An 11,634-nucleotide genomic window follows, 5' to 3' on the forward strand; every position below is an offset into this window, starting at 1 on the left:
GCAAAGACTGTAAGGATGCGTAAAAGCACGCATTATTCGTCGATTGTGCACCGATCATCACCGGCGTATCGTTGCGTCAAATATCACAGGCAAGACCTTTCAGGGAGGAATGCCTTTAATGTCCCGTTTGCTTATCGTAGTGGACCGCGCCAAAGACTGGGCGCCTTATTACCCCAGTGAAGATGTACTGACGTTTGATCAGTATCTCCAGTTCTCGGCACCGCCGTCCAGCCGGGTAAGAGTCATTAACCTGTGCCAGAGCGCCCGGTACCTGAGCAAGGGGTATTATTGCTCATTGCTGGCGGAAGCCCGTGGTCACCACGTGGTGCCTTCGGTTATGACGCTTAATGACCTGGGTAGGAAAGGGTTGTTTTCTCTCGAGCTGGAAGAGCTTGATGAGAGCGTTATCAACTGGCTGGAGGCGTCGGGTTCGGCAATTGATCCCGCCAGTGATGAGCGCGCAGCTACTCATGAAGTCCGGATCCGGACGTACTTTGGCCAGGCTGAGCATCCGGATCTCAAACCGGTTGCCAGGGCCCTGTTCGAGCGTTTTCCGTGTCCGATTCTCGAGGTTGTCTTCAAGCGCCGCAAGCAGTGGCAGATCGAGTCCATGAAACCGGCGGCCCCGGCGGACCTCGGCGAACAGGAGCAGGACGTATTTGCCGCCGCCCTGGATCGATTCAGCAGCATGGTGTGGCGTAAGCCCAGAACCCGTCGACGTTACCGCTACGACCTGGCGGTTCTGGTCAATCCCGATGAGGAAATGCCGCCGAGCGACAAGGTTGCCCTGAAGCGATTCGAAAAGGCCGGTCGCAAGCTGGGTATCAATGTTGAGCAGATCACCCGCAGGGATTACATGCGCCTTCCGGAATACGATGGCCTGTTCATCCGGGAAACCACCGCCATTGACCACCATACCTACCGCTTTGCCCGCAAGGCAGCGGCGGAGGGTATGGTAGTTATTGATGATCCTGTATCGATCCTGAAGTGCACCAACAAAGTGTTTCTTGCGGATCTTCTGAAGAACAACAAGGTTCCCACACCCAAGACGCTGATCCTGTCCAAAGACCAGAAGAACGCGGTTGAACAGGTCATCAGCGAGCTGGGCTTTCCGGTGGTCATCAAGATTCCGGATGGCGCATTTTCCCGGGGGGTTACCAAGGCGGAGGATGAGAAGACCCTGCGAGCCGGTCTAAAGGATCTGTTCAAGCAGTCGGCCCTGGTGCTGGCCCAGGAATATCTGTACACCGATTACGACTGGCGCATTGGTGTGCTCGGTGGTCGGGCTATCTACGCCTGCAAATACATGATGGTGAAAGGCCACTGGCAGATCTACCAGCACGGTGAATCCGAGAGTGAAAGCGGTGGCTTCGAGACCATGCCCACTTACGAGGTGCCGAGAAATGTGATTCAGGCGGCCCTGAATGCCACCAAGCTGATTGGTAACGGGCTGTACGGTGTGGATATTAAACAATCCGGAAACCGGGTTGCCGTGATTGAAGTCAACGACAATCCGAGCATTGATGCCGGTGTCGAGGATCGCTTCCTCGGGGGCGAACTCTATACCCTGATCATGCAGGAGTTTCTCTCCAGGATGGAGGAGAACCGGCGGAGGTAAAGGGGTTGGCCGGCTTCTTCAGGGGCCGGCCACCCAAACCCGGACACTGCCAAACCAGGGGTAATCCCGAAGCTGATCCCTGATGTTTGCGGAGGAGAACAGGGTTTTTTCCTCGTACTCGTCGAGAAACAGTTCCAGGTGCACCTTGTTCTTCAGGTAGTGCAGCCGCAGGCGACTGTGGTGTGGAAGTTCACCAATATGCCGGGCCAGTACAGCCCGGATGTCTTCTCGGGAAGGCAGGCGCTCAGAGGTCAGCGGCTGGTCTTCGTCGTTTTCAGCGTCGATGTGGAAATTGATGTCCCGAATGTTGTCCAGGGCGTCTCGCATGCCCGAGACCACCTGCATACCGATCTGATGTCCCTCTGAAACGCTGATTTCCGGCCGGACCACCAGGTGAATATCCAGCAGGATGTCATGGCCCATGCGACGGCTACGAAGTTCGTGGACGTTGCGCACGCCGTCTGTGTCGCGGGCAATGCTCTTGAGCATCTCTGTGTCTTCGTGAGAAAGGCCGGTATCCACAAGCTCTTTTACGCTGTCCCAGGTGAACTTCCAGCCGATGTGGATAATGATTCCGGCAATCACCACTGCGGCAAACACATCGAGCCAGATCATCCCCAGCATGGCACCTGCGGTCGAAACCAGAACGACGATTGAGGAAAACGCATCGGTTCTGCTGTGCCAGGCGTTGGCGATAATCAGATCCGAGCGAATTTTCTGGCCTACATGCCGAGTGTACCGGAAGATCCACTCCTTCCCGGCCACCGACACGGCCGCCGCTACCAGTACCGGCCATCCGGGAACGGTATCCACGTTGCCTTCGATCAGACGAAGCGTGTTTTCCCAGGCCAAGGCAGCGCCTACCGCGATCAGAATACTACCAAGGACCAGGGTGCCGAAGGTCTCGATTCGCTGGTGACCGTAGGGGTGATCTTCATCCGGTTCCTGGCGGGAAACTTTCATGACACCGAGGACAACCAGATCCGAGGCAACGTCGGTAAAGGAGTGAATGCCATCGACCAGCAGTGCCTGGGAATGAAAAAGAGCACCGCCAATGACTTTTATAATCCCGAGCACGGCGTCAAGAATCATGCCGATAATGGTTACGCGCGAGGCGGCCTTCATTTCGCCCGCGAGGTTTTCCCGATGCTGTTGGGCGGGGGAAATCGGCTCTTGCATTTAAGCACTCCAGATTAGAAAACAAGTGTCAGTATAACGTTATTCTCACGGGCTTTGGCGGGAGCGGACTAAAAGAGGAATTTCAAGTGATTTATGCACATCATTGCAGAACGGTGACCGGATAACATTTTGTTTAGTATTTGTCGACAGGCAAGGAAAAAATTTATAACCCATTGAAAATAAAGTTAAATTTAACTGGTCAAAAAATGATCAATCTGTAGACTGGCGCAGTTATCAAGGGATGGGAACCGTTGCCCCTCGATTTTCAACAGGGTTATCCACAGATTCCGTGGAAAAGGTCATGAGACTGCCATGATACAGTCATTTAGAGCTGATTTTTCTCTATCCCGGGAAGCTGTGGAAAACTTCCGGTATACTCCGCCCACTTGGATCAGGGGAGTTTTTTCAGATGTACGGCGTTTTACGCAACCTGCTTTTCCGTCTTCCGGCTGAGCAGGCTCACAATATTGCATTGAATGGTCTGGATCTTGCGCAACGATTGGGCGTTTTGAACGTTTTTTCGCCAAAAATAGATTCATTGCCAGTGAATGTTATGGGGCTGGATTTTCCGAACCCTGTCGGGCTCGCCGCAGGTCTTGATAAGAACGCCGATCATCTTGATGCACTGGGAGCCCTGGGCTTCGGATTCATTGAAGTGGGAACAGTCACGCCACTGGCGCAGCCTGGAAACCCCAAGCCGAGAATGTTTCGACTGCCGGAACATCAGGCCATCATCAATCGCATGGGTTTCAATAACGAAGGGTTGGACCACTTGCTGGCTCGCGTGGACAATCGCCGGTACCGCGGGGTGTTGGGAATCAATGTTGGCAAGAACAAGGATACGCCCAACGATCAATCCGAATCGGACTACCGAAAGGGGATTTCGGCTGTCTACACCCGCGCCGATTACATTACGGTAAATGTGTCCTCGCCCAATACGCCAGGGCTACGGGATCTGCAGTTTGGGGACTCCCTGAAAGGGCTTTTGGAAGCTATCAAGGACGAGCAACTGAAGTGCGAAAAAGAGCATGGGCGTTATGTGCCTGTGGCCGTAAAAATTGCTCCGGACATGGACGATGACGGTATCCGTTTTGTGGCATCTGCGCTGCAAGAGACGGGGCTGGACGGCGTGATTGCCACCAATACAACGGTCAGTCGTGATGCGGTGGCGGGTCATCCTTATGCCAATGAGGCCGGGGGGCTGAGCGGAGAGCCGGTTCGGGAAGCGTCTCTGAGGGTCATAAAGGGACTTTACGCGGAGTTGGGGGAGTCGTTGCCGATTATTGGCGTGGGCGGCATTACCGACGGCGAGAGCGCAGCAGAGAAAGTCCGGGCCGGAGCCAAGCTTGTACAGATTTACACAGGGTTTATTTACCGTGGGCCTCAGCTGATAAAAGAAGCCGTTGAGGCGATCAGGCAGGTACAGTGATTGTCGGTGTCCCAGAACGAAGGTGGGCCCGCTTAGCGGGCCCGAGCGGGGAATGAACCCCGTAGCGCTTCTTCGCATGGTATGGGGCGGGAGGCCCCATTTGGGTTACTCTGGGTACTGCGTCAAGTTGTGTAGAAAAAGATCAGATTAAGATTCGGGGTTAGTTCAGGCGTCAAGCCGTCGTAACGTTAGCCAGTTTGTGGATGCCGGATACGCCGGTCATGCCCTCCCATTGATCTGTGCGGCCTTCTCGCCACCCGTTCAGCCATTCCTGGCGAACTTCCGCCTGTTCAATCGGGCAGCTGTCTTTGGATTTACCGGACACGCCAGCGAGATAACCCCGCTTGTATGCACGAGCGTACATGTCTCTTTTCTGTCTTTTCATGCCGTTCCTCACTGATGGATTAACAGAACAAGCGTGTACACACCTGCAGTGGCTGCGACAACTGTTACCCGCTCCGGGATAACCCACTATTGTCAGCTCAAGCCAGAGCAGTCAGGATCCTGTTAACGGAAGGTTTGTTACCTTCCGGAACGACGCGTCAATTACAAGGTAAGTCGAACCTTGCGCGGATGTACACTAATTATTTCATCTATGTGACGCTTTTTTTATAGTTATGTGAACTAAAAAATCACCACCAATTTCGGAACAGCCAGTATTCCGGAAACTTACCAGTCGCCGCTGATACACCAGGAGTTGAACTTGTCCAAATCTGTATTTTTCGTAACCTGCCCGAAGGGGGTGGAATACCTTCTGGCGGACGAGCTCAGCACTTTTGGCCTGGACACCGTGCGCAACGCGCCGGCGGGAGTCTGGGTAGAAGGTTCTCTGGAAGGTGGCTACCGCGCGTGCCTCTGGTCGCGCCTGGCCAACCGGGTGATCCTCCATGTCGACGAAGTGAATGCCAACAGTGGCGACGAGCTTTATGACGGTGTTGTGCACATGGACTGGCAGCAGCATATCCCGGTGAATGGAAGCTTCCGGGTCACTTTTCTCGGTCAGAACGAGGCAATCCGGAATACGCAATACGGAGCACAGCGGGTAAAAGACGGCATTGTTGACCGGTTCCAGGCCAATGGAGGCCCGAGGCCTTCCGTGGATGCCAAGAATCCCGATGTCATTATCTCCGCTCGACTGAATCGGGGGCGCCTGTCACTGGGAGTCGACCTAAGCGGCCATAGCCTCCATATGCGCGGCTACCGGACAGATAAAGGCATAGCACCACTCAAAGAAAACCTGGCGGCGGCATTACTGATGCGTGCGGGCTGGCCAGAGATTGCCTCGACCGGCGGCGATTTTCTGGACCCGATGTGTGGGTCCGGCACGCTTGTTATTGAAGCCGCGATGATGGCGCTGGATATGGCGCCCGGGCGCAAACAGGAGCGGTTTGGTTTCGAGAAATGGCCGGGCCATCAGCCGGAGCTCTGGTTGTCCTTGCGCCAGGAAGCAGAACGTCGCGCCCATGAGGGTAAACAGAAACGAATTCCCAGGTTGGTAGGCTTTGACCAGGACAGTCGGGTCATTGCGACGGCCTGGAAGAATATCCAGCGGGCCGGGCTTGAGAGTATTGTCCACGTTGAGGCTCGATCGGTTGAGGCCCTGGAACCGGAGGGCGACTGGTCTAAACATGGGTTGGTGTTGACCAATCCGCCATACGGTGAGCGCTTGAGTGAGCGCAGGGAACTGGGCGTCCTGTACCAGGCCCTGGGCGCTGCAGTGAAACGCAGCGTACCCGGCTGGCGGCTTGGTGTGTTTACCGGTGCCCCGGAATACGGCAAGTCCATCGGTTTGCGAAGCTACAAGCAATACCGGCTTTTCAACGGCAAACTGCCCGCTCAGTTGCTGTTGTTCGAAATCAATGACGCCAGCGCCATGACCCCTCGGGGCCCCGATATCCCCGGTGAGATTACGCCTCGTATTGCCAACGAGGAACGTGCGGCCATGCTTCGTAACCGGCTCAAGAAGAATATGAAGACCATTGGCCAGTGGGCGAGAAAGCAGGGCATTGGTTGCTATCGTCTTTACGATGCCGACATGCCGGAGTTCGCCCTGGCAATCGATATCTATGAGGGCCGGGTTCACGTTCAGGAGTACGCCGCCCCGAAATCGGTGGACGAACGTTCCGCCCGTGAACGTCTGGCCGAAGCTCTTGCAGTGATTCCCGAAGCGCTCGGCGTTGACCGGGAAGACATGGTGTGCAAGCAGCGCCAGCGCCAGACGGGCACCAGCCAGTATGAAAAGCAGGCTGCCAGTGGCGAGTTTTTCAAGGTTCACGAACATGGCTGTGTGCTGAAGGTGAACCTGAAGGATTACCTGGACACCGGTCTGTTTCTGGATCATCGGCCGGTGCGGCACTGGATTCAGCAACACGCTGCCAACCAGCGCTTCCTGAACCTGTTTTGCTATACCGGGGCGGCCACGGTGCATGCCGTGGTAGGAGGTGCCAGCCGGTCTCTCAGTCTGGATATGTCAAAAACCTATGTCGGATGGGCCGAGGAGAATCTGGCCCTGAACGGCGCGGATCCCCGGAAGCATCGGGTAGAGCAGGCGGATTGCCTGGCCTGGCTTGCGGACCGAAAAACGGCGGACCAACGGTTTGATCTGATCTTCATGGATCCGCCCACATTTTCGAACTCCGCCCGAATGGCCGGCGTTCTGGATATCCAGAAGGATCATCCCACGCTGGTTAGGCAGGCCATGGCGCGGCTGAGCTCTGATGGATTGCTGATCTTTTCGAATAATTTCCGGCGATTCAAGCTGGACGAGGCGCTGGAAAGCGAGTTCGAGGTTTCCGAAGTTACCCGGGATACCCTGGACAGGGATTTCCAGCGCAATGCCCGGATCCACCGGTGCTGGCACATCCGCCACAAGGCATAAAGGAAAACGAATAGAACGGTAGGTCGGATTAGCGAAGCGTAATCCGACCTGTATTCTAGAACTCGTAGCGCAGGCCGCCGGAGAACTGGAAGGTATTCACATCCGTAGCGGTGTCTTCGAAGAGCTTTCCTCCCTCGAACACCAGGAAGGTGTCGTCCATTACTTCGAAGTCGAGGCCGGCAATCCAGCTGACGCTGAAGCCGCTGTCTGGAAATTCGCCTTCGAGGTCCAGAAAGGGGTTGTTGCGGTCATTCGCCGGGTCGCTAATCTCCCCCTCGCCATGGATATAGGAAAAGCCAAACTGTCCGTAGAGGTTGGCGTAGTCGGTAATCGGATAGTGCAGGCCGATATACCAGCTGGCGTAGTAGTCAACGCTCAGTGTGAGGTCACTATTCGGGACTTCAGCGTCTTTAAAGCCACCGCCCGCCCGCAACTCGGCGTGGAACAGGTCGGTGATATGACCACCCATCACCAGTGTTCCGCCAGTGCCCCAGGCCGTCTCCTTGGTGTTTTCACCGATGGTGCGGTGGTTGTAAGTGGTTGCCAGCAGACCGATGTAGTGTTTGTCTGCTCGAGGGGTCTCCTGGGCCAGAACAGCCTGGGAGGCGAGAAGCAGGGCAGGGACAAGTGGGCAGATAAGGGGCGTTCGCACAACCTTGTTCATTGTTATCGGGCTTCCTGACGTGGGCGAATACGGGCTGATTCTGCCTTGTGTAACCGTTTGTTACGTCGACCCGTGTCACACTTCCCCGTGTCTGTTCTGCACCGTCAAAGGTCTTCGTCGAACAGGCCTTCTTCCCGAGCCATTAGCAGCAGGGCATATACGCCATTTTCGGGCAGTTGAGGTTCCAGGCTTTCCTCGAACAGCAACTGGCGACGACGATCTTCCAGGGTTTCGCTGTCGAGGCCGGTAATAAGCTCACTGATGGGTGCGATCTCAAACGGGGCTTCCTGTCCTACTGCCGTGAAGATCAGGTCCACCAGAATCTCGTCCGGATCAAGGCCGTCTACGAATACGGTCTGGTCTGGCAGGTCCTGGTGCAGTTCCCGGGCCAGTTCGATGAGGGGCACGCCCTGTTCTTCCAGGTAGAGCAGGTCGATATCACCGAGGTCACCGTCTTCGGGGAGCCAGTCATCGGAAGGGGCGATCACCACGGTTTTCATCCGGCCGTCTTCCAGCGACCAGGCCATAGCGGTTGGGAAAAGCGCGTCGTCGGTCTGGCAGTATTCAATGTCGAGAAATCTCGGTGCAGGCACGTTGGGCTCCCGGTGCTGGTTAATTTGTGACCCGGTTATAGGGAATGTCCGTTGACCAGTATGAGGCTTTACGGCTTCATGCCATACTGATGGCGCAATTATCTTTTAATCAGGGACATCATGGAACACGCTGAATTTAACAAAGATTTATTGAAGTTTCTGAACACCTCTCCCACACCCTGGCACGCAGTTGACACCATGAAGCAACGGCTCAGTGCGGCCGGGTTCCAGGAACTGGATGAGCGGGAAGACTGGTCACTGGCCAACAACCAGGGCTATTTCGTTATCCGTAACGGCTCTTCGATCGTTGCCTTCCGCACCGGCAGCAAAGACGTTGCCACCTCGGGGATCCGTATGGTGGGTGCCCATACCGATAGCCCCTGCCTGAAGGTCAAGCCCACACCTGAGCTTCGCCGCAAGGGTTTTTTCCAGCTGGGGGTCGAGGTCTACGGCGGTGTTCTGCTCAACCCCTGGTTTGATCGGGACCTTTCTCTGGCCGGTCGGGTTACGGTGCTGGACGAGGACGGCAAGGTGCGGGATACGCTGGTGGATTTTCGCAAACCCATCGCGTTTATCCCCAGTCTGGCCATCCACCTCGACCGCGAAGCCAACAGCAATCGGACGGTTAATCCCCAGACCGATCTGCCACCGGTTGTGATGCAGGTTCCGGAAAGTGACACGACCAGCTTTGTCGATTTGCTGTCACAACAGGTCAGAACCGAATCCGGACTCAGTGTTCGCAAGGTTCTGGGCTACGAGCTGAGCTTTTACGATGCCCGTGAGGCGTCGTTTGTCGGTTTGCGCGATGATTTCATCGCTTCCGCTCGGCTGGACAACCTGCTGAGTTGTTACATCGGCCTTCAGTCCTTGCTGAAAGCTTCCGGTGATGAGGCCGCTCTGTTGGTCTGCAATGATCACGAAGAGGTTGGCAGTATGTCGGCCGAAGGCGCCCAGGGGCCGTTCCTCACGGCGGTGCTGGATCGTTGGGCCGGCTCCGGCAAGGCTCGGGCCATTGCCCGTTCGATGATGGTGTCGGCGGACAATGCCCACGGCATTCACCCCAATTACATGGATAAACACGACGAAAATCACGGGCCCATTCTCAACCAGGGGCCGGTGATCAAGGTCAACCACAACCAGCGTTACGCCACCAACAGTCGCTCGGCGGCCGTATACCGCCACATCAGTGACGAGCTGGGTTTGCCACACCAGACGTTCGTGGTTCGAAGTGACATGGGCTGTGGCAGTACCATCGGGCCGCTCACGGCGGGTAATCTGGGAGTGACCACGCTGGACATTGGTGTACCGCAGTTCGGTATGCACTCTATTCGGGAACTGATCGGAACCGAGGATGGCTTCACGCTGTTCCGCGTGCTGACCGAATTCATGCAGCGCGAACAGATTTTCTAGGGCGGGAAACGAAAAATGCCGCTGATTCATCAGAAGCAGCGGCATTTCGAAATAAGTGGCTCCCCGAGCTGGGCTCGAACCAGCGACAAACGGATTAACAGTCCGTTGCTCTACCAACTGAGCTATCGGGGAACAGCTTCAAGTGGCGCGCATATTAAGCGCTTTGATTTACGGGGTCAACCCCCTGATATGAAAGGCTAAAAATTGTACGAAAGCAGGACTCTTCACTATCGTCCACCACCGTGGCTACGCAACGGTCACGTCCAGTCGGTCTGGCCCACGCTGTTTCGCAAAGTACCCTTGGTGGATCCCGAGCCGGAAGTGATTGCGACGCCGGATGACGACGAACTGCACCTGGACTGGTACCGGCAGGGCAGCGACCGTTTGGCGATTGTGTCCCACGGGTTGGAGGGGCATAGCCGGCGTCCCTACGTGCTCGGTTTAACCCGAGCCTTGCTGCGTGAGGGATGGGATGTTCTGGCGTGGAACTTCCGCTCCTGCGGCGGCGTTATGAATCGGCAACCCAGGTTCTATCATAGCGGCGCCACCGAGGATCTCGGCCTGGTGGTCAATCACGGTTTGTCGGGTAACTACAACACCCTGTTCCTTTCCGGGTTTAGCATGGGGGGCAATCTGACGCTGCTTTATCTGGGCGAACAGGGTGAGGGAGTCGATAGCCGGATCTGCGGCGCCGTTGCCTACTCGGTTCCCTGCGACCTGGCCGGCAGCGCCGATATGCTGGCACTGCCCAGCCGAAAGATCTACATGCAGCGCTTTCTTCGGGATCTGAAGCTGAAAATGCAGGAGAAGGCAGAAAAGTTCCCGGACCTGATCGATGTTTCCGGGTTTGACGCGATCCGCAGTTTTCATGAGTTTGATGATCGCTACACGGCACCACTGCACGGTTTCCGCAATGCCCGGGATTACTGGGCACAGTGCTCGGCACTGGGGCGAATGCGAGATGTGAGGGTGCCGGCGCTGATGGTCAATGCCGCCGATGATCCGTTCCTGTCGCCGCAATGCTTTCCGGAGTCCCGGCGACAGCTCGGCGCCCATGTGCGCCTTGAGGCTCCCCGCTGGGGCGGTCATGTGGGGTTTGTCGAGCATGCCAGGGACGGGTTCTACTGGTCAGAGCGCCGGGCCTTGGCGTTTCTTCGGGGGTTGCACTGAGTCGGGGTTACTGAAGGATCGGTTTGATGACCGGCCAGACGTTGTCCAGCAGTTTGGCCTGGGCTTCCTCGGTAGGATGAATACCATCGTCCTGCATCAGTCCGTCCTGGTTGTAGATGCCGTCCAGGAAGAAGGGAACCAGAGCGGTGTCGTAACGGTCTGACAGCTTCGGGTAGATTTCGGCGAACATTTCTGTGTACCGCTGTCCGTAGTTGGGAGGTATCTGCATGCCCACCAGCACGGCACGCGCCCCCGAACCCTGGACCTTTTCGATCATGGAGGCGAGATTGGATTCGATAACATTGGGCGGAAAGCCGCGAAGGCCGTCGTTGCCCCCCAATTCGATGATCACAACTTCGGGCTCGTTCTCCTCAAGCAGTTCGGGCAGACGACGAGCGCCGCCATCGGTGGTCTCTCCGCTGATGCTGGCATTGACCACTTCCCATTCCGTTAGTCCCTTGTCTTCCAGGCGCTCACGTAACAACTGCACCCAGGCAGTTTCGGAGGGGACGCCATAGGCGGCACTGAGGCTGTCTCCGACAATCAGAAGCGTGTTCTGGCTCGCCGCCACTGGCAGCGCCATCAGGGTAGCTACAAGAAAAAGAATTGATCTGACGTACACCAATGCCGTATGCATAGACAACCAATACACCTTTAAGTCGTTTTCAGGACCCAGGATCGGGAGACTCCGTG

10 protein-coding genes and 1 tRNA gene are annotated in these 11,634 nt (G+C 56.2%); 5 read left to right on the plus strand and 6 right to left on the minus strand.

Annotated elements, in window-relative coordinates:
* The first annotated feature begins 118 nt into the window (after positions 1–118).
* On the plus strand, positions 119–1,618 hold the full coding sequence (locus NUW46_RS08575) for a RimK family protein (RefSeq protein WP_069184615.1): 1,500 nt from the start codon (positions 119–121) through the stop codon (positions 1,616–1,618).
* 18 nt (positions 1,619–1,636) lie between these two features.
* Here NUW46_RS08575 and NUW46_RS08580 read toward each other — a convergent pair whose 3' ends face one another.
* Positions 1,637–2,797, minus strand: a complete 1,161-nt coding sequence (locus tag NUW46_RS08580) for a cation diffusion facilitator family transporter (RefSeq protein ID WP_222464280.1) — start codon at positions 2,795–2,797, stop codon at positions 1,637–1,639.
* 409 nt (positions 2,798–3,206) lie between these two features.
* Between NUW46_RS08580 and NUW46_RS08585 the strand changes: the two genes are divergently transcribed.
* Positions 3,207–4,226, plus strand: coding sequence for a quinone-dependent dihydroorotate dehydrogenase (locus NUW46_RS08585; RefSeq protein ID WP_418141851.1), 1,020 nt, complete (start codon positions 3,207–3,209; stop codon positions 4,224–4,226).
* A gap of 172 nt (positions 4,227–4,398) precedes the next feature.
* Here the strand turns inward: NUW46_RS08585 and rmf are convergent, their stop codons facing one another.
* Complete coding sequence (gene rmf / locus NUW46_RS08590) at positions 4,399–4,611, minus strand: ribosome modulation factor (protein WP_069184618.1); 213 nt, start codon at positions 4,609–4,611, stop codon at positions 4,399–4,401.
* 318 nt (positions 4,612–4,929) lie between these two features.
* Between rmf and rlmKL the strand changes: the two genes are divergently transcribed.
* Entirely contained in the window at positions 4,930–7,104 is a 2,175-nt protein-coding gene (rlmKL, locus tag NUW46_RS08595) for a bifunctional 23S rRNA (guanine(2069)-N(7))-methyltransferase RlmK/23S rRNA (guanine(2445)-N(2))-methyltransferase RlmL (protein ID WP_418141852.1), read from the plus strand.
* Positions 7,105–7,159: 55 nt separating this feature from the next.
* Here rlmKL and NUW46_RS08600 read toward each other — a convergent pair whose 3' ends face one another.
* Both NUW46_RS08600 and NUW46_RS08605 read right to left on the minus strand, forming a co-directional pair.
* Complete coding sequence (locus tag NUW46_RS08600; protein WP_418141853.1) at positions 7,160–7,768, minus strand: porin family protein; 609 nt, start codon at positions 7,766–7,768, stop codon at positions 7,160–7,162.
* Between the two features lie 104 nt (positions 7,769–7,872).
* The gene (locus NUW46_RS08605) at positions 7,873–8,361 is read right to left on the minus strand and encodes a hypothetical protein (RefSeq protein ID WP_069184621.1); all 489 of its coding nucleotides are present in this window, start codon (positions 8,359–8,361) and stop codon (positions 7,873–7,875) included.
* Between the two features lie 120 nt (positions 8,362–8,481).
* On the opposite strand from NUW46_RS08605, the gene NUW46_RS08610 reads away from it, so the two are divergent.
* Positions 8,482–9,771 carry a M18 family aminopeptidase gene (locus NUW46_RS08610; protein ID WP_305966206.1) on the plus strand — a complete coding sequence of 430 codons (1,290 nt, stop codon included), beginning with the start codon at positions 8,482–8,484 and terminating at the stop codon, positions 9,769–9,771.
* 56 nt (positions 9,772–9,827) lie between these two features.
* On the opposite strand, the gene NUW46_RS08615 is transcribed toward NUW46_RS08610, so the two are convergent.
* Positions 9,828–9,903, minus strand: a tRNA-Asn gene (locus NUW46_RS08615).
* 72 nt (positions 9,904–9,975) lie between these two features.
* Here NUW46_RS08615 and NUW46_RS08620 point away from each other — a divergent pair.
* On the plus strand, positions 9,976–10,941 hold the full coding sequence (locus tag NUW46_RS08620) for a YheT family hydrolase (protein WP_418141854.1): 966 nt from the start codon (positions 9,976–9,978) through the stop codon (positions 10,939–10,941).
* Positions 10,942–10,948: 7 nt separating this feature from the next.
* Here NUW46_RS08620 and NUW46_RS08625 read toward each other — a convergent pair whose 3' ends face one another.
* On the minus strand, positions 10,949–11,578 hold the full coding sequence (locus NUW46_RS08625; protein WP_418141855.1) for an arylesterase: 630 nt from the start codon (positions 11,576–11,578) through the stop codon (positions 10,949–10,951).
* Between the last annotated feature and the right edge of the window lie 56 nt (positions 11,579–11,634).

The sequence above is a fragment of the Marinobacter sp. MA genome (genome assembly GCF_048298425.1).
In the GTDB taxonomy this organism is placed as follows: domain Bacteria; phylum Pseudomonadota; class Gammaproteobacteria; order Pseudomonadales; family Oleiphilaceae; genus Marinobacter; species Marinobacter salsuginis.

Bases quoted from the DNA above. Each gene is read 5' to 3' on its own strand.
- NUW46_RS08575 (WP_069184615.1), top strand. From the start codon at position 119: ATGTCCCGTTTGCTTATCGTAGTGGACCGCGCCAAAGACTGGGCGCCT.
- NUW46_RS08580 (WP_222464280.1), bottom strand. From the start codon at position 2,797: ATGCAAGAGCCGATTTCCCCCGCCCAACAGCATCGGGAAAACCTCGCG.
- NUW46_RS08585 (WP_418141851.1), top strand. From the start codon at position 3,207: ATGTACGGCGTTTTACGCAACCTGCTTTTCCGTCTTCCGGCTGAGCAG.
- rmf (WP_069184618.1), bottom strand. From the start codon at position 4,611: ATGAAAAGACAGAAAAGAGACATGTACGCTCGTGCATACAAGCGGGGT.
- NUW46_RS08600 (WP_418141853.1), bottom strand. From the start codon at position 7,768: ATGAACAAGGTTGTGCGAACGCCCCTTATCTGCCCACTTGTCCCTGCC.
- NUW46_RS08610 (WP_305966206.1), top strand. From the start codon at position 8,482: ATGGAACACGCTGAATTTAACAAAGATTTATTGAAGTTTCTGAACACC.
- NUW46_RS08625 (WP_418141855.1), bottom strand. From the start codon at position 11,578: ATGCATACGGCATTGGTGTACGTCAGATCAATTCTTTTTCTTGTAGCT.